The sequence below is a fragment of the Shewanella olleyana genome (assembly GCF_023283825.1).
GTDB classification, from domain to species: Bacteria; Pseudomonadota; Gammaproteobacteria; order Enterobacterales; family Shewanellaceae; genus Shewanella; species Shewanella olleyana.
Genome location: NZ_JAKILD010000005.1, coordinates 100211 through 119236, shown reverse-complemented (window position 1 = coordinate 119236; position 19026 = coordinate 100211). Strand labels below are relative to the sequence as shown.

Sequence of the window (19026 nt, the reverse complement as noted above, 5' to 3'; positions counted from 1 at the left end):
CTCTGCTAAGATAAGCCATATATCTGTATATATTTACAGTACTATCGTCCCTAGCAAGCATTAACGCTGAATAGTGAGTTGGATAACTCTTGGGATAACTCTATTTAGTTAAACCCTAAAAGAGTGAAAGGTAATTCGTAAATATAGTCGTCACTGACAATATAAAGGCATTGTGGATTTGCAACCATTGGATCAGGTTCCTATAACCGACTTAAAAGGCGTCGCTAAAAAAGTCGCTGAAAAGCTCGAGAAGCTGGGTATCAAAACAGTACAAGATGTGCTGTTTCATTTACCTATGCGCTACGAAGACCGCACCCAAATCTACCCTATTGCCGGATTATACCCTGCCATGTATGGCACCGTTGAAGCTGAGATTATCTCGACTCAAATTGTCCCCGGTCGCAGACGGATGCTGACCTGCACTATTGCTGACGACAGCGGTATGCTGACATTACGTTTTTTCAATTTCTCTGTCGCCCAGCGCAATGGCATGCAAAACGGCGCCATTATCCGTGCCTATGGCGAAATCAAACGCGGCAAACGTCACTTTGAGATAATTCATCCAGAATACAAAATTATCAAAGAAGGCGAAAACCCTGCCTTAAGTGATTCACTCACGCCAATTTACCCATCCACTGAAGGCCTCAAACAAGCCAGTTGGATCAAGCTTACTGAGCAAGCACTTAATAAATTGTCCCAAGGCGGCCTAAGCGAATTGCTGCCAATTGAGTTGCAGCCCAATAACATGAGTATTGGCCAAGCTTTACAGCTTATTCATCGACCACCCAATGATATTGCCCAAGCCGACTTAGAGCTGGGTATGCACCCCGCGCAGCAGCGGTTAGTGCAAGAAGAACTGTTGGCTCACAACTTAAGTATGCTTAAACTGCGTCAGCGAAACAATCTCGATAAAGCTGTGACTTTGCCAGCGACAGGCCAGTTATTAAATCCATTTTTAACCTCTTTACCCTTTAAGCCTACTGGCGCTCAGCAAAGGGTTGGCGCAGACATTTCGCTAGATATCGAAAAACCAACCCCTATGATGCGCTTGGTGCAAGGTGATGTTGGTTCAGGTAAAACCCTTGTGGCTGCACTTGCCGCACTGCAAGCGATTGAAAACGGCTACCAAGTCGCCATGATGGCGCCCACTGAACTGTTAGCTGAACAACATGCGGTTAATTTTGCCGCTTGGTTTGAACCTCTGGGGCTAAAAATTGGGTGGCTTGCGGGTAAGTTAAAAGGTAAAGCTCGTGCGCAATCCCTTGCTGACATTGCAGATGGCAGCGCTCAAATGGTGATTGGCACTCATGCTATTTTTCAGGAGCAAGTTAGCTTCAACAAACTCGCGTTAATCATCATTGATGAGCAACATCGTTTTGGTGTGCACCAACGTTTAGGTTTACGTGAAAAAGGGGTTAGCCAAGGTTTTCATCCGCATCAATTGATTATGACCGCGACCCCAATTCCGCGTACGCTGGCAATGACAGCTTACGCTGATTTAGAAACCTCAGTGATTGATGAGTTACCACCAGGGCGTACTCCTGTGTCCACCGTTGCTATTAGCGATAACCGACGCGATCAAATCATTGAACGAGTAAAACAAGCGGCGCTTAACGACAATCGACAAATCTATTGGGTTTGTACCTTAATCGAAGAGTCGGAAGTCTTAGAGTGCCAAGCTGCTGAAGATACAGCAGAAGAACTTAGCCGCTTACTGCCCGAGCTTAAAATTGGCCTAGTACATGGGCGCATGAAAAGCGCCGAAAAGCAGCAAATAATGGCCCAATTTAAAGCAGGTGAGCTACATTTATTAGTGGCTACCACAGTCATTGAAGTGGGCGTTGATGTGCCCAATGCCAGTTTAATGATCATTGAAAACCCAGAGCGATTAGGTTTAGCGCAACTTCATCAATTACGTGGCCGAGTAGGACGTGGCTCCATTGCCAGTCACTGTGTATTACTTTACAAAGCCCCTTTATCTCAAACGGCCACCAAACGTTTAGGTGTCTTAAGAGAAAGTAGCGATGGCTTTGTGATTGCTCAAAAAGATTTAGAAATTCGCGGCCCTGGGGAAGTGCTCGGCACTCGTCAAACTGGGCTGGCTGAAATGAAAATTGCAGATTTAGTCAGGGACCAGTATTTAATTGAGAATACTCAAAAGCTAGCAGGACATGTGATGCAGCAAGTCCCTGATAATGTTGATGGCATCATTCATCGCTGGTTAGGTGATCGCCAACAATACGTACAAGCATAAATTATTGTTAACCTAAGTCTGTTATCACTAGACAAGCGTTAAGAATATTGCAGAATGAGATTTGAGCTTAAGGTTAAATACTTTTATCCCGTGTTCAGTTCCACTTTCGGCGTTTAAAGCTAAGGAATAGAAATGCAAGTCAATCAAGAAGACAGAGCGACACCACAGTCAAACAAAGCCAGTGGTAGCAATGCAGGCGTCATCGGAATCACTGTAGCCGTATTATTAGCGGCTGCGGGTTATTTTTATTTTACTTCAGAGAAAGAACCTGAAGTCATTGAGCCTATTCCGGTTCAACTACCTGAACCTGTGCCTGAGCAACCTATTGAGCAAGAACCGATTGAAGAAGTGATTGTAGAACCTGAAGTCATTGAGCCAGAAGTGCTTCCTGCCGAACCTGAAGTGGTGGTTGAACCATTACCGGCACTGACTGAAAGTGATGATTTTGTCGAGCAAAAGACCATCGATATGGCTGATGGCATGAAAATCGAATCGATCATTTTGAAAAAAGATATTGCCCGCCAGTTTGTAGTATTTGTCGATAATATGGCCCAAGGTGAAGTCATCCGCAAAGCGAGCCCATTAAAAGGCCCGAAAGACAGCTTTAGTGTGAGTGAGATTACCAACAAAACCTATTTAAACCCAGACAGTTACCACCGCTACGATTTATACGCAGATATGATTTCAGGTATGAATGACGAGCAACTGGTTAGCACCTTTGAAGAGCTATCTCCTCTATTTAATCAAGCATTTGATGAACTAGGCTATGGTGACATGACCTTTGAAGATCGCATGCAAGATGCATTTAAAATGATCTTAGCTGCACCGATTATCGAAGATCCTATTGAGCTTTCGTCAATCAGTGTGAATTATCAATTTGTTGATACTAAGCTTGAAGCCCTACCCAACGTGCAGAAATTCATGGTACGAATGGGGCCAGAAAACACACGTAAGATTAAAGCTGCCGTTAGAAAACTACAGCAAGAATTAGCAAAATAAGTTATTGCTATAAAAGCTTAATTATAAATTTTAGTGTAGTTAAAAATTAGGTTTTACCGTGTAAAGAAAGTAGTGGCATAAGTGCCGCTACTTTTTTATTTTTCAGCCATTGAAAAAGCTTCATCAAATCGCAGGTATTACGGTACAATCTGATAGCGATTTTAGAACAGCTAGTTAATACCAATTCTATCTATCCAACAGCACAAAATTCTCAGCTAGGGATTACTGAGTCATATCAGAGGCAATGTAGTGCAATTAGTATTTGATATTCTTTCGTGGGGCGCCTGGTCTGTCGACTTTCAAGATAAAGAAAGCTGGCTCAATTGGGATAATAACGTCACAGCGTCATCAGACAATAAAACATCCCCTGCATTAGCTCACGTTCCCGCTATGCAGCGTCGCCGTTTTAGTCGTTTAACTAAAATGATGTTGACTGCTGCCCATGATTGTCAGCCTGCTAACAACTGTCGTAGTGTATTTGCTTCAAGACACGGCGAGCTCACCCGCACTCTCGGGTTATTACAAGATATTGTAAGCAAAGAAGCCTTATCTCCCCTCGCCTTTAGTCAATCCGTGCACAATACTGCCAGCGGCATTTATGGCATGGTGAGTGGTAATACAGCCGCCTCAACCTCTATTGCAGCTGGCGAAGAAACCTTATCTCAAGCAGTTATCGAAGCTTACGCGCAACTCGTAGAAAACCCTGCGCCAGTATTATTGGTGTTTGGTGATGATCCTGTGCCACCTGTTTATAATCAATACACTCAAGAATTTGAGTTGCCGTTAGCATTAGGCTTGTATTTAGCGCCTGCAAATAATGATAAGCAACCTGCTATTGCGCAGCTTACCTTAACCCAAACAGCCTTGCCCCAAACAGCCAGTGAGCCAGATAGCGACGATACAGTAAAAGCACTCACCTTTGCTGAACTCATCAACGCCATTGCTTGCCAAAAATCATTATCGGGCCAATTGTGTCATTGGCACTGGCAGTTAACTCAGCCACTTGAACCTGACATGCGATAACCTCTGATGAGCCAAACTCCAGAAAATAGCCACTACCATGGTCAAGCTAAACCTAAGCCTTTCCCTTATTTAACGGGTATAGCTTACATCCCACGCTGGATTGGCGGAGTGATGTGTTACGTGGTGTTTGGCCTAGGGGGCTTATTGAGCTCACTTACCGTTTTACCTGTACTACGTTTTTGGCCAGGTTCAAAGCAGCGACGAATCGCCAGGGTACAAAAAGCCGTACACATCATGTTTAAAGGCTTTGTGTGGATGCTCAGCTTTACCGGACTCATTAAAGTTCACAGTCAGCACACCCAAGCATTAACGAATGCTAAAGGGGTGATTGTGATTGCAAACCACCCCACGCTCATCGACGTTGTGGTATTAATCAGCCTAATGCCTAATGCGGGCTGTATTGTTAAACAAGCTTTGTGGCGTAATCCATTTATGCGAGGCGTTCTCTCGTCTGCAGGTTACATCCCAAATCGCGGCGCTGACCTACTTTTAACAGATTGCCAGCAGGTGCTAAATCGCCAAACCAATTTGATCATTTTTCCGGAAGGCACCCGCACAGTGGTTGGCACTAAATTTAATCCATTTGCTCGAGGTGCGGCTAACATTGCTATTCGCACTCATACTGACATCCTCCCAGTAATGCTCCATGTCGATGTGGCTGGACTCACTAAGCAACAGCCTTGGTACGAGCCTCCTAGGCAAACTGTAAATATGTCAGTAGAAATCGGCGCAGCTTTTGACCACCTGAGGTATGATACTAGTCAAAGTAGTGACGCAAAAATGGCTCGAGTACTAACCAGAGAGTTAGAGCAGCTTTATTCGCAACAGATAACCGCGCTACCGCCGTTTTCTGTAACGACGAAGACATAATTACAATCAACAAAATTAGAATATGAATATGAATCTACATAACGAAATTAAACAACTCATTATCGACTGCCTCGATTTAGAAGATGTCAGTATTGATGATATTGAAACCGATGCACCGCTTTTTGGTGAAGGTCTGGGGTTAGACTCGATTGATGCACTTGAATTAGGCTTGGCAATTAAAAAACAATTCGACATAAAAATCGAAGCAAACTCTGATGCCACAAAAGCTCACTTTTTCAGTGTTGCTAGTTTAGCTAGCTTTATCGAATCTCAGCGTTCTTAGGAGTTATCATGCAAAATCGTGATCAAATCCTTGAGATGTTGACTCAAATCTTAGTCGATGAATTTGAAATCGAAGCTGAAGATATCAGCCTAGACGCCTCGCTTTATGAGTCATTAGATTTAGACAGTATTGATGCCGTCGATTTAGTGATTAAGCTACAACAGATGACTGGCAAGAAGATTCAGCCAGAACAGTTTAAAACCGTGCGCACGGTTGAAGATGTAGTGAATGCCATTGAAGGCTTAATGAAAGACTAATGGTGCTGCTACTGCAAATCGTGACTGCCATCGTCATTATCTGTTACCCGTTAGCAGTTTACTTTGGCTTGCAGTACCTTCCACCAGGCACTATCGCGTTATTGCTTTGTGCGATATTAATTGCTCGATTGGTGCTAAATAAACAGCAGTTAAAAACCATGGCGCTCCCGATATTAGTGGGCATTGGATTAACCGCAGCCAGTTTTATCGCCAAACGAAACGATTGGTTGTTGTACTACCCTGTGGTGATTAACTTAACCATGCTGGGTTTGTTTAGCTACTCGCTAAAAAATGGCCCAAGCATGATTGAACGCTTGGCTAAGTTAAAAGAGCCTGATTTACCAGACTCGGCCATTCCATATTTAAATAATGTCACTCGACTTTGGTGCGGATTATTTATCATTAACGGTTTAGCTGCGTTTTATACTGCAGAGTTTGCCACATTGGAATTGTGGACACTTTATAATGGATTAATTGCCTATATCTTCATGGGGTTATTGCTCGGTGGAGAATGGATATACCGCAACTTTTGGTTGAAAAAACATGAATAACTTGCTGATAAACTGGCTTAATACGGGCCCTAAAACGCAACAACTGATTAGTTTCAATCATCATGACATCGTAACGGGTTCGTTGTTTACCGCCCATGTTGCCCATTTATTTGAACAGCTCAATGCGAGCCCAATAAAGCGTTGGTTATTAGCTGCTGAAACCAGTGATTTATTTGCTGCTGGTATTTGCGCAGCCTTACTTGCAGGTAAGCAAGTGGTATTGCCTTCAAATACCCAAGGCGGCACATTAAACGAGCTAAACCATGCCTTCGATGGCGTAATTGCCGATCAGCCATTATCAGAAGTTAAGCATTTTATTTTATTAAAAAAAGAAATGGGGCTTGCCAATAAACCTTGGCCGCAATCATCACAGATTGGTGATTTAGTCCTATTCACCTCTGGCAGCAGTGGTGAGCCTAAAGCCGTTGAAAAATCCATTGAACAACTCGATGCCGAAGTCAGCGTACTTGAAAGCACTTTTGCTTCAAGGTTGCCCCAATGCAGTGTGGTTTCGACCGTCTCTCACCAACATATTTATGGTTTACTGTTCAAAATTTTGTGGCCATTAGCCGCCAGTCGCCCTTTTTTAAGTGACTTAATTGAATACCCTGAGACCTTGAGTTACTACATCGCATTAATGCCAAACCTTTGTCTGGTGAGTAGTCCTGCTCAGTTATCACGGTTACCAGAAGCCCTTGAGTTTGAACAACAGCAATTGGCACCCAGCCTTATCTTTAGCTCAGGCGGACCACTAAGCTACGAAGCATCACAGCACATCCATACCTGTTATGGCCAGTTCCCTATTGAAGTCTTTGGCAGCACAGAAACCGGTGGTATTGCTTACCGTCGTCAAATGTCACCAAATCGAACTTGGCTGCCATTCAGTAAAATTGATATTTCTGCGGCGCCAGAAGATGGCGCACTGATGATCAAGTCACCTTATTTGGACTCAGATTCCGAATGGTTCAAGTGTGATGACAAAATTGAACTTGCTGCCGACGGTCGCTTTAGTCTGCTGCATCGACTAGATCGCATCGTTAAAGTTGAAGAAAAGCGCTTATCACTGGCCCAAATGGAAAGCTTATTGTGTACTCATCCATTTGTAAAAGAAGCGGCAGTGGTGCAATTAACAGAGCCTCGACTGATGCTTGGCGCCGCCATTACGTTAACAGATGAAGGCCTTAGCCAACTTGATGAATCAGGTAAGTTAAGCGTTAACAATCATCTTAAAAAGCATTTATTAAGCGAGTTCGAGCGAGTGACATTACCTCGTCGTTGGCGCTACCCAGAAACCTTACCACTGAACGAACAAGGTAAGCGTATTCAAACGGAATTATTAACAGTATTCAATGATGATTAAATCAGCTTTACCCGAAATTATTGCTCAGCAAACCACTGACGAAGGGATCTGTTGGCAAATATTTGTCGCTGCAGACCTCGACTACTTTAAAGGTCACTTTGATGAGCAAGCTGTGTTACCTGGCGTGACCCAACTTGATTGGGCTATTCAACTGGGTTGTCAGGCTTTTGGCTACCAAACTGAAGTCGCAAGCCTTGAAGTGCTTAAGTTTCAGCAGCTGATGTTGCCTGATAGTCAGGTCGAATTATTTATCAGTCATAACCCTGAAAAATCTAAACTGACCTTCAGTTATCGTGATGGTGACAAGCGTTATGCTTCTGGCCGTATTGCGTTAGCCACGACTCAAGATAAGGAAAGCCATTCATGAAGCTGGCTCTTATTATTCCTAATTACAATCATCAACAAGCCATTGCAGATACCTTAATCGCTTTGGAGCCATTTGGCCTACCTTGTTATTTGATTAATGATGGTAGTAATGATGAAACCCGTTACTTATTGCAATCACTCGCCGAACAATATGACTGGGTAACCTTACTTACCCACCCTTTTAATCGTGGCAAAGGCGCAGCTGTGACTACAGGACTGCGTGCAGCATTTGCCGATGGCTTTACCCATGCATTACAGATTGATGCCGACGGTCAGCACTGTTTAGACGATATTCCAACCATGATTGAAGCCATTGAAGCGCAGCCACTTGCGCTGATTTCTGGTAAACCCCAATACGATGAATCGGTGCCAAAAGGCCGACTTTACGGCCGCTATATCACTCATTTTTGGGTGTGGGTTGAAACCTTAAGCTTTGATATTCAAGACTCCATGTGCGGTTTTAGGGTTTACCCTTTAGCCGCAACAGAGCAGCTTTTTCGCGAGCAAGCTTTAGGCGAGCGAATGGATTTTGATATCGAAATCATGGTGAAATTGCACTGGCAAGGTGTACCTGTCATCCACATTCCCACCAAAGTCATTTACCCTGAAGATGGCATTAGCCACTTTCAGGGCGTGAAAGACAATATTCGTATCTCGGCAATGCATACGGGATTATTTTTCGGCATGCTGAAACGGTTACCGAAAATACTTTCAAAAAAAAACGCTAACAAACATTGGTCTGCTATGGGTGAACGTGGCAGCTATTGGGGAATTAAACTCATTGCCGATAGTTATCGTTTAGGCGGCCATTGGCTGTGTAGAGCCATTATGTATCCTGTTATTTGCTACTTCTTCCTCACTGGAGTCACAGCAAGAACAGCGTCGATGGATTTTTTACGCCGCGTAAAACTCAAACACCCTCAGCATGAGCAATTATCAGATCCCATCACGTGGCGAGATAGCCTTAAGCATTTCTTTGCTTTTGGTAATGCTGCCTTAGACAGAATTGATGCTTGGTGCGATCGGATTAAACTCGCGCAAGTGGACTTCCCCGACCGACACGTTTTAGCCGACCAAGTGGCATCTGGCCAAGGTGCGGTTTTATTAGTGTCTCATCTTGGTAATCTCGAACTGTGCCGCGCTATTTCAATCCACCAGCAACAAGTTAAGGTCAATGTTATGGTGCTCACAAGCCATGCAGCAAACTTTAATAATGTACTTAAGCAGCTAAACCCAAATAGTGATTTAAATCTGATTCAGGTCAATGAACTTGGTCCAAGTACCGCAATGCTACTGCAAGATAAAATTGCCGCAGGCGAGTTAGTGGTCATCGCCGCTGATCGCACCTCATCCGATACTGCTGGACGGGTATTTTATAACGACTTTATCGACCAGCAAGCTGCATTTCCTCAAGGCCCATTTATTCTTGCAGGTCTACTTGATTGTCCGGTTTACACCATGTTCTGCTTGCAAGAACAAGGTCGTTATCGTGTCCATGTAGAACACTTGTCAGACAGCTTAAAAGGCCCTCGTAAAGGCCGAACTGAACGATTAGCTCAAGCTGCCACCGAATATAGCCGCCGCCTTGAGCACTTTGCCACCAGCCAACCGCTGCAATGGTTTAACTTTTATGATTTTTGGCGTCGCGACGAACACTCACAAAGAGTGCAGTCTGAATCGACGCAGACTAGAAATGAGACTAAAAATAACCCTAGTCAGTCACAGCAAAATCCATCTAATACTCAGCAGGAACAGTAATACCATGAGCCAATCTACTCCATCTTCAGCATCATCGACCTTGGCAACGGTAAACTTTGGTCAGCGCTCGATTAGCTTAGAGCAAGTCGTCAGTGTCGCTAAAGGCGCACCTGTTAAGTTAACCGACACGCCGCAATACCAAGAATACATTCAAAAAGGGGCCAGATTTATTGATAGCCTACTTAACGAAGAAGGCGTGGTTTATGGGGTGACAACCGGTTACGGTGACTCATGTACCGTGACTGTTGGGCTTGATTTAGTCCATGAATTGCCGCTGCACTTATCTCGATTTCATGGTTGTGGTTTAGGTGATATTTTCTCGCCAATGCAATCTAGAGCGGTTATGGCCTGCCGATTAAACTCACTGGCAGTGGGTAAATCTGGCGTCACTTATGAGTTATTACAACGCATTGAGTTATTGCTCAATCTTGATATTACGCCCGTTATTCCTGAAGAAGGTTCAGTAGGAGCTAGCGGTGACTTAACCCCGTTATCATACTTAGCTGCGGTATTAATTGGCGAGCGAGATGTGGTTTATCAAGGCAAGCGCCGCCCAACCAAAGAGGTGTATGCTGAGCTCAATATTGTGCCATTAACGCTGCGACCTAAAGAAGGCTTAGCGTTAATGAACGGTACTGCAGTGATGACGGCTTTAGCCTGTTTAGCTTATGATCGTGCCCAGTACCTTGCTCGCTTATCAAGTCGTATAACTGCAATGGCGTCGCTTACCCTTAAAGGAAATTCGAACCATTTTGACGACATCTTATTTGATGCCAAACCTCATCCTGGTCAAAATCAAATTGCCACTTGGATCCGTGAAGATTTAAATCATCACACTCATCCAAGAAACTCAGACAGATTACAAGACCGATATTCGATTCGTTGTGCACCGCACATCATTGGCGTGCTGCAAGATGCATTGCCATTTATGCGCCAGTTCATTGAAACAGAATTAAACAGTGCCAATGACAACCCTATTGTTGATGGCGAAGGTGAGCATATTCTTCATGGTGGACACTTCTACGGTGGCCACATTGCCTTTGTAATGGATTCGATGAAAAACACCGTTGCCAACTTAGCAGACTTAATTGATAGGCAAATGGCGCTAGTGATGGACCCGAAGTTTAATAATGGTTTACCGGCTAACTTATCTGCATCAGTGGGCGCTCGACAAGCGATAAACCATGGTTTCAAAGCGGTACAAATTGGCGTATCCGCTTGGACGGCTGAAGCGTTAAAAAATACCATGCCAGCCAGTGTCTTCTCTCGCTCAACAGAGTGTCATAACCAAGATAAAGTCAGCATGGGCACTATCGCAGCCCGAGATTGCATGCGCGTATTGCAGCTCACTGAACAAGTAGCTGCAGCGGCATTATTGGCCATGACTCAAGGTATTCACTTACGGATTGCGCAAAACGAGTTGGCTCAGGATTCGTTAACGCCGTCATTGGCAAAAACTGTTTCACAAGTGAGCGAAGATTTTGAGTTGTTGACTGAAGATCGCCCACTGGAAGCGGTTTTACGTCAAACCGTTGAAAAGATTCAACTGGGTCAGTGGGAGGTTTGCTGATATGAAAGCCATTTTCAGTACCGAGCTTGCCATGGTAGTGCCGTTTCATGATGTCGATTCAATGGGCATAACTTGGCATGGTAACTATTTGCGCTACTTTGAAGTCGCACGCTGCAAATTACTCGATGAACTTGGCTATAGCTATCGTCAAATGATGCACTCAGGCTATGCTTGGCCGATTGTTGACACTCAGCTTAAATATGTAAAAAGCAGTACGTTTGATCAACACTTGATTGTTCATGCAAGCATTGTTGAGTGGGAAAATCGACTGAAGATTAATTACCAAATACGCGATGCTGAGACCAATCAAAGGATCACTAAAGGCTATACCATTCAAGCTGCTGTAGAGATAGAAACAGAGGAGCTGTGCTTTGTCACCCCGCCTGTGTTTAGAGAACAAATTCTGCCACACCTTGAAGACGGTGAAATCAAACAAACATTAGCCGCAGAACTCGCTGATTATGCCAGCACGAGCAATCAGCCTGTTAATCAAGAAGTCGATAGCCAATGAAGCTGCTAATTGCCTTAATATTCAGCCTAATATTTAGCATAGCTATAAGCTTAACTACAGCTAGCGCAGAGCCGATTGATAAAACGGAACAAGCGTTAACCAGTGAGCAACTCACGAACTTGTTCACCACCCATGCAACCAATGCTCAACTCACGGTATTGGCGCAAAAACTACAGCTTGGGCAACAAGCTAAAGGCGAGTTTAGCCAAACTCGTTATCTCGCTGTACTTAAGCGGCCTTTAAAAAGTGCTGGAATATTCATTTTCAACCAAGATACTGGCCTTTTGTGGCAACAAACATCCCCTTTTGCTAGCACTATGGTGTTAAAGCAAAACACCCTTATTCAACAAGACAGCTTTGGCAATATTTCCCATAGCCAAGCCAATCAAGTTAGCTCGGCAATGGCGGAGCAATTACCCCAATTGATGCAGGCACTGCTAACAGGTGATCTTGACGCTTTAGCCCAAGATTTTGAGTTATTTATGCCTTCAACTCGTTCTTTTGAAGACAGTTCAGTAAAGCGTCCTGAAAATAGTCTCGCTGATTCTGGCAACTGGCAATTAGGATTAGTGGCTAAAAATCCCTTAATCAAACAAGCGATTGGTGCCATGGTGCTTGAAGGAGGCGACATGGATGGAACTAACCAAATTAAACGCCTCACGATGTTATCCACTCAACCAGATGATATCTCCACAATAGCCAGCGATAAAACCATCATCAGTTTTACCAATGTTGTTCAGCAGCTTAGTCAAGACGATATTCAACGCTTTGCGCTTTATGAAGCTAGCGATACTGATAGCGAAGCAAATTAATGACCAAACTGGTTAATTGGTTTACCTCACCCAAACAAGCCTATACACGTTTTATCGTTTGGTTGTTGCTGGTTGTTGCCGTTGCCGCTTATGGTGCAGCGCTCTGGCAGTCAGGGGCAAAAATCCAAAGTAACATTTTGGCTATGCTGCCTAAAATCAGTGAAGCGCCGCTAACGCAAAAAGCTTTAGACAGTGTTGAACTGCGACTGGCTGACCAAGTTTATATTGGCTTGGTCGCTGATGATAAACAGCAGGCAATCACTGCTGCCACCAAGTTAATCGAGCAATTACAGCAATCACCTGAAGTATTTACCGATATCCGCAGTGGCGATAGTCAGCAAATGCAGGCTTTAAGTCAGTATTACTTTGATAAACGCTTCTTTCTACTCACGGATAAGCAGCAAAAATTACTGGCAGACAGTGAAAATTCAGACCAATGGCAGCAGTTACTGTTAGCAGCTCAGCAACAGCTATATAGCAGTTTTGGCTATGCAAGCAGTGCACTGTTAGCCCAAGACCCATTACTGTTATTCCCAGATAATGTCATGGCGCTCGTGCCTTCAAAACAGTTAACCAGCGAGCAAAATATTCTTTTAGGCGAGTATCAGAATAATTCTGATACTCAAACGACTGTAACTGCCGAAACCAAAACTGCAGCAATTGTTATTGCTAAGGGAGTAAAAAGTGCTTTTAATCCAGATGGTCAAGCGCAACAAATTGCAGCACTCACTGATGCCTTTAGCTCAATCAACGCGCTTTATCCTGATATAGAAGTTATTAAAGCTGGCACCCTTTTTCATGCACAGGCGGCAACTGAAACTGCAAAATTTGAAGTATCGACCATAGGCGGGCTGTCCTTGCTCGGGGTCATGTTGTTAGTGTGGTTGAGCTTTAGAAGTATCATGCCGTTATCCTTGGCATTACTGACTTTATCCAGTGGTTTTTTATTTGCTGTTGTCGCGACCTTGTCCATCTTCAGCGAGTTACACCTGCTCACTTTGGTATTTGGCACCAGTTTAATTGGCGTCGCTATTGATTACAGTTTCCATTTTTATTGTGAAAAGCTGCTGCTTAAAACCCATAGCGCTACGGACGTTATCAAACGGATTATTCCCGCCATGACTCTGGCGTTATTAACCAGTGCAATAGCCTTTATTGCTATCGGCTTCACGCCATTTCCGGGCATGCAGCAAGTAGCCATATTCTGCGCCGCAGGGCTGTTAGGCGCGTACTTAACTCTAGTATTGGCCTACCCGCTACTCGCGAACCATAAGTTACCTGCCTCATCTCGGATTTTGCTCAGAGCAGAAAATTACCTGCTGTGGCTCTCGACTAAGTTAACTGCTAATCCTAAGTTCAGTGTTAATCCTAAGCTCAGTGTTAATCCTAAGCTCAGTGCTAAACCTAAGCTCAGTGCTAATAATAGTAACCACTCTATGAAGCTTGCTTTAATCAGCTTAGCTATGGTGGTTTTTGTCGTTTTAGGTTTATCCAAACTCACCAGTAATGATGATATTCGTAATTTGCAGCAAAGCCCTGCCAATATTACCGCTGAAGAAAACAAGTTAAGACAAGTGCTCAGTGGCGGCACAGATAACCAATTTATCTTGGTGAGTGCTGATAGCGAACAAGCACTATTAACCGAGTTAGCGAGTGCATCGACCATGTTAACTTCAGCGGTTGAAGCACAAGAGCTAACCAGCTTTGTCAGTTTAAGTCGCTATTTACCCAGCGCCGAATCGCAGCAAGCAAATTACCTAGCTTACCAGCAGTTATACCTAAAGCACTTAGATGAGATTATTGAGCAACTTGGGTTAGATGAATCTATACAATTGGATTTACTTACAAGCCTTGCGCAGTCAAAAGATAACCTTATCACCCCAGATGAAGTCTTAAAAATTGCAGGTAAAGACTTAGCTAGCCTTTGGATTCAAGCCGATGACAGCATTAATACAAGAGCTGATATAAAAGCAAACTCAAGAGTTGAACAGTTTGGCAGCATTATCTTATTAGGCGGAATTAAAGACTTAAGCGCGTTAAATACGCGGGTGGCTCAAAGCGGTCTTTCAGTACAGTTAGTGGATAAAGTCGCTGAAATATCCCAATTGATGGCCAAATTTAAATGGCTCACTCTAGCGCTATTAGTCATAGTATGCGCTATTGCAGTGTGTATTTTTAGCTTCAAATTTGGAATAAAACTGGCCATAGGTATCGTCTCTATTCCAGCTTGTTCAATACTGATGACGTTAGCATGCATAGGGTTTGCAGGCTCACCACTGAGTTTATTCCACGCATTAGCACTTATTCTCGTGCTAGGAATAGGTATTGATTACAGCTTGTTTTTTGCCTCCGTTAAATCCACCTCACCTGCGGCGGCAAGTGGCGTAATGATGGCGGTATTTATGTCAGCTTGCTCGACCTTATTGGCCTTTGGTCTGCTGGCATTAAGCCAAACCAATGCAATTCATTATTTTGGTCTGACTTTATTATTTGGCATTGGATTTACTTTTTTACTCGCCCCACTCATCAGCATTAATACTAAAAAATAACCAGAGAAGTAGCACATTATGGAAAATAACCCGTTCGGTTCCCGCAAGGATGCACAAGAGAATCAGCGCAATATTAATGTCGATGTCGTCATCATTGGTGCAGGCCCGTCAGGTGCGATAGCCGCGAGCTTGCTCCACAAACAAGGCAAACAAGTATTAGTGCTTGAAAAACAGCACTTCCCGCGATTCTCCATAGGAGAAAGCCTACTGCCATACTGTATGCAGTTCATTGAGCAAGCAGGTATGTTAGAAGCGGTTGAACAAGCAGGGTTTCAATTTAAAAATGGCGCAGCATTTCGTCATGATGGCACTTACACCACGTTTAACTTCACCGATAAATTCACTGAAGGACCAGGAACAACCTTCCAAGTTCAACGTGGGCAATTTGATAAATTACTCGCGGATACTGCAGCTTCACAAGGTGTTGAGATACACTACGGTCACAGCGTTAACGAGATTGACCTAGGGCTTAATTCGACTTCTGAGCCCAAATTATCAGTAACAGACGAGCATAATAATACCTATCAAGTCACTGCTAAATATGTGCTTGATGCCAGTGGTTTTGGCCGAGTATTACCCCGATTATTAGATTTAGAAAAACCGTCAGACTTGCCTGCTCGCAGCGCCATTTTTACCCATATTGAAGACAATATTACCGATCCTAACTTTGATCGAGAAAAGATCTTAATTAGCGTTCATCCAACTCAAAAAGATATTTGGTATTGGCTAATCCCTTTTAGTGATGGACGTTGCTCAGTAGGCGTCGTGGCTGAACCTCACTTGATTGAACATCATAAAAGTGATGTCGAGGGCGGACCTCAAGTAGAGCTCGAGCAACAGCTATGGCAACTCATTAATGAAGAACCAGGCTTAGAGGCACTACTGGCCAACGCTAAAGTGTTGCAACCATGCGCCAGCCTAAAGGGTTACTCAGCCAATGTTTCTACACTTGCTACATCGCAGTTTGCTTTACTGGGTAACGCGGGTGAGTTTTTAGACCCAGTCTTTTCATCGGGCGTGACCATCGCCATGCAGTCAGCTTCAATGGCCGTTGAAACCTTAGTCAAGCAGCTTGATGGCGAGGACGTTAACTGGCAACAAGACTATGCTCAACCTTTAATGCAAGGCGTCAATACCTTCCGAACTTATGTACAAGCTTGGTACGATGGGCGTTTTCAGGATGTGATTTTTTACGAAGATCCGAATCCAACTATAAAACAAATGATTTGTTCTATCTTGGCGGGTTATGCTTGGGATACTAAAAATCCATTTGTAAAAGACTCAGAACGTCGACTTAATATGATTGTCGACTTATGTCGCGACCACACTAAAGCGAGTTAATTATGCATCGAGTCATTCATTTTTCGATTGTGATAATAGCCTTATTGGTTTCAGGTTGTAGCCAACAATTGCTGCGCCAAACCTGTGTTAAATTGACGCCTGAAGTCAATTATTGTCTGGCGCCGATGCTCACAACATCAGCAAGTGACGAGCAAATATTAACTCAGAAAATCAGTTTCACTCACGGTGAAAAACATCATGAATTATTAACTCAACTTGAACTGACACCCACAACAATGACTATGGTCGGCCTAGCACCAATAGGCCAAGCACTATTTACCGTTACATTTGATGGTGATGAAGTGTTAAGTCAGCAGAACGTATTAATGGGTGAGGATTTTAAAGCTGAGTATTTAATGGCAATAATGCAGCTGATATATTGGCCTCATGAGCAAGTTAATCCTTATTTCAGCCAAGGCGAAATGCAGGAAGTGGACTGTGATAAAGCTCGTTGCAGCGCATTAATAGTCAATAATAACCGCGCTATCACGATTGATTATACCCATGAAAATCCATGGGTCGCCGATGTGGTTTTACATTTCCCAGCGGCGAATATCACCTTAACGATATCGCCTTTGCTTTAAGCTGTTATTTAAAGCATTTATTGAAACTATTGATGGCAACCACAGATAAAGCCGCTGATATAAACCATTACAGATAAGATAAAATGACTATGCCCAAGCGTTGTTCCATAGCAATTACACACATTGGATTATGCACTCCAATAGGACATACACCAGAATCAGTGCTAGCAAATTTACTGGCTGGCAATACTGACGCTATGGTGCCTCGTGATGACTTAATGTTTAATGCTACCACCCGCGTTGGCGCAATCAATGATGCTGATTTATTAACTATCCCCGATGAACTACAACAATATAATTGTCGTAATAACCGCTTATTATTTACTGCAGCATCGCAGCTAAAATCCAATATTGAACAAGCCAAAAGTGCATTTGGTAAAGATAGAATTGGCGTTGTGTTGGGTACCAGTACTTCAGGTATTTCAAAAGGTGAAGCAGCACTTGAGTATCATCAACAACATGGTCAATTTCCGCCAAGTTATCACTATGCTCAACAAGAACTGGGCAGCACCAGTGATTTTTTACGAAAACTCTATGACGTAAACGGACCTTGCTATACCGTTTCAACCGCTTGCTCATCAAGTACTAAAGTGTTTGCCAGCGCACAGCGATTACTCAAGGCTAACTTATGCGATGTGGTTATTGTCGGCGGCGTAGATAGCTTGTGCCAGTTAACCTTAAACGGCTTTAACTCCCTCGAGTCGGTATCAAAAGGCTTATGTAATCCTTTCAGCGAAAATCGAGATGGCATTAACATTGGCGAAGGAGCGGCTTTATTTATTCTCCAGCTTACAGAGGCTGAAAATACTCAAGCTCAAACCGCTAAGGAAGTGTTATTAGCAGGTATCGGCGAGTCATCTGATGCTCACCATATTTCGGCACCCCACCCTCAAGGTTTAGGGGCGATTGCGGCCATGAAAGCAGCATTAAATGACGCAGAGCTTACAGCTAGCCAAGTGTCATATGTTAATTTACATGGCACAGCGACACCTAAAAACGATGCAATGGAGTCCATCGCCATGCATCAAGTATTTGCTGAGCAAACAGCGAATAACTCTGCTAACGATGACCCAGCTAAATGTAACTTAGTTAAACACAACTTAGCTGAATATGACTCATCTAATTCATTGCCATTATGCAGCTCAACAAAACCGCTTACTGGCCATTGTTTGGGTGCTGCGGGAGCGATTGAAGCGGCATTTTGTTATTTATTGCTAAGCTCCTATAACAGTGATCAGATGCTGCCACCGCAAGTGTGGGATAAGCAGCAAGACCCAAACAACCCAGTGTTACCTCTAGTCACACCAGCACAGTCAACACCACTCAATTATATAATGAGTAATTCATTTGCTTTTGGTGGCAGCAATGCCAGTATCATTTTTGCCAAAGCAGGAAATCAAGATGTCTGAAAACATGACCAATAAGTTTGCGAATAACAATGAAAATATGCTTGCAGATGAAAAATTGCTAGCAAAAGATATTGCTGAGTTTGTCCCCCATAGAGCGCCAATGATCTTGATTGATAGCATCATTGAACATCAAGCTGATAGCCTGCTCACAGAAGTAGTGATAACCGAACAAAGTGCCTATTTTAGCGCTGCGATTAATGGTGTTCCCAATTATGTCGGCATTGAATATATGGCGCAAAGCATCGCTGCCTTAGCCGGTGTTGAAGCTCACTTAAGACATGATAAAATTCGAGTCGGTTTTTTATTAGGTACTCGCAAGCTACTTATGCATCAACCTCATTATCAATTAGGAAAAGCATATCAAATCAGCGTGACTAGATTGTATCAAGAAGACTCAGGCTTAGCTGTTTTTGATTGCCAAATAAAGGCAGATGAAACCCTTATTGCCTCAGCAAACGTAAACGTATTTCAACCGCAAGATACTCAAGCTTATATAAAGGAAAGTTCGGTGTAGCAAGCCATGGGCATA

General features: G+C 43.5%; 18 protein-coding genes. All 18 read left to right on the top strand.

Going from position 1 to position 19026, the window contains the following annotated elements; all coding sequences use genetic code 11:
- Positions 1-178: 178 nt before the first annotated feature.
- Positions 179-2254, top strand: coding sequence for an ATP-dependent DNA helicase RecG (gene recG / locus L2735_RS05360; RefSeq protein WP_248983726.1), 2076 nt, complete (start codon positions 179-181; stop codon positions 2252-2254).
- Positions 2255-2386: 132 nt separating this feature from the next.
- A complete protein-coding gene (locus tag L2735_RS05355; protein ID WP_248983725.1) occupies positions 2387-3253 on the top strand; it encodes a DUF3014 domain-containing protein in 867 nt (288 codons plus the stop codon).
- A gap of 249 nt (positions 3254-3502) precedes the next feature.
- Positions 3503-4276 carry a beta-ketoacyl synthase chain length factor gene (locus tag L2735_RS05350; protein ID WP_248983724.1) on the top strand — a complete coding sequence of 258 codons (774 nt, stop codon included), beginning with the start codon at positions 3503-3505 and terminating at the stop codon, positions 4274-4276.
- 6 nt (positions 4277-4282) lie between these two features.
- Positions 4283-5146 (top strand): lysophospholipid acyltransferase family protein, encoded by an 864-nt coding sequence (locus tag L2735_RS05345; protein WP_248983723.1) that lies wholly within the window; start codon positions 4283-4285, stop codon positions 5144-5146.
- A 28-nt stretch (positions 5147-5174) separates the two neighbouring features.
- Positions 5175-5429, top strand: a complete 255-nt coding sequence (locus L2735_RS05340) for a phosphopantetheine-binding protein (protein ID WP_153912387.1) — start codon at positions 5175-5177, stop codon at positions 5427-5429.
- An 8-nt stretch (positions 5430-5437) separates the two neighbouring features.
- Positions 5438-5686: an acyl carrier protein gene (locus L2735_RS05335; protein WP_153912389.1), complete on the top strand. Its 249-nt coding sequence runs from the start codon at positions 5438-5440 to the stop codon at positions 5684-5686.
- Positions 5686-6237 carry a COG4648 family protein gene (locus L2735_RS05330; RefSeq protein WP_248983722.1) on the top strand — a complete coding sequence of 184 codons (552 nt, stop codon included), beginning with the start codon at positions 5686-5688 and terminating at the stop codon, positions 6235-6237. Before L2735_RS05335 ends, L2735_RS05330 begins: the two co-directional genes overlap by 1 nt.
- Entirely contained in the window at positions 6230-7597 is a 1368-nt protein-coding gene (locus L2735_RS05325) for an AMP-binding protein (protein ID WP_248983721.1), read from the top strand. Before L2735_RS05330 ends, L2735_RS05325 begins: the two co-directional genes overlap by 8 nt.
- Complete coding sequence (locus L2735_RS05320) at positions 7590-7964, top strand: ApeI family dehydratase (protein ID WP_248983782.1); 375 nt, start codon at positions 7590-7592, stop codon at positions 7962-7964. The genes L2735_RS05325 and L2735_RS05320 overlap by 8 nt, the downstream gene beginning before the upstream one ends.
- Positions 7961-9721: a glycosyltransferase family 2 protein gene (locus tag L2735_RS05315; protein ID WP_248983720.1), complete on the top strand. Its 1761-nt coding sequence runs from the start codon at positions 7961-7963 to the stop codon at positions 9719-9721. The genes L2735_RS05320 and L2735_RS05315 overlap by 4 nt, the downstream gene beginning before the upstream one ends.
- 4 nt (positions 9722-9725) lie before the next feature.
- Positions 9726-11291: an HAL/PAL/TAL family ammonia-lyase gene (locus tag L2735_RS05310; protein ID WP_248983719.1), complete on the top strand. Its 1566-nt coding sequence runs from the start codon at positions 9726-9728 to the stop codon at positions 11289-11291.
- 1 nt (position 11292) lies between these two features.
- Positions 11293-11802 (top strand): acyl-CoA thioesterase, encoded by a 510-nt coding sequence (locus L2735_RS05305; protein WP_248983718.1) that lies wholly within the window; start codon positions 11293-11295, stop codon positions 11800-11802.
- Positions 11799-12614: an outer membrane lipoprotein carrier protein LolA gene (locus L2735_RS05300; protein ID WP_248983717.1), complete on the top strand. Its 816-nt coding sequence runs from the start codon at positions 11799-11801 to the stop codon at positions 12612-12614. Before L2735_RS05305 ends, L2735_RS05300 begins: the two co-directional genes overlap by 4 nt.
- Positions 12614-15163, top strand: coding sequence for an MMPL family transporter (locus L2735_RS05295; RefSeq protein ID WP_248983716.1), 2550 nt, complete (start codon positions 12614-12616; stop codon positions 15161-15163). Before L2735_RS05300 ends, L2735_RS05295 begins: the two co-directional genes overlap by 1 nt.
- 18 nt (positions 15164-15181) lie before the next feature.
- A complete protein-coding gene (locus tag L2735_RS05290) occupies positions 15182-16504 on the top strand; it encodes an NAD(P)/FAD-dependent oxidoreductase (protein ID WP_248983715.1) in 1323 nt (440 codons plus the stop codon).
- Positions 16505-16506: 2 nt separating this feature from the next.
- Positions 16507-17088: a DUF3261 domain-containing protein gene (locus L2735_RS05285; protein ID WP_248983714.1), complete on the top strand. Its 582-nt coding sequence runs from the start codon at positions 16507-16509 to the stop codon at positions 17086-17088.
- Positions 17089-17177: 89 nt separating this feature from the next.
- Positions 17178-18497: a beta-ketoacyl-[acyl-carrier-protein] synthase family protein gene (locus L2735_RS05280; protein ID WP_248983781.1), complete on the top strand. Its 1320-nt coding sequence runs from the start codon at positions 17178-17180 to the stop codon at positions 18495-18497.
- A 37-nt stretch (positions 18498-18534) separates the two neighbouring features.
- On the top strand, positions 18535-19011 hold the full coding sequence (locus tag L2735_RS05275; RefSeq protein ID WP_248983780.1) for a hotdog family protein: 477 nt from the start codon (positions 18535-18537) through the stop codon (positions 19009-19011).
- Positions 19012-19026 lie beyond the last annotated feature (15 nt).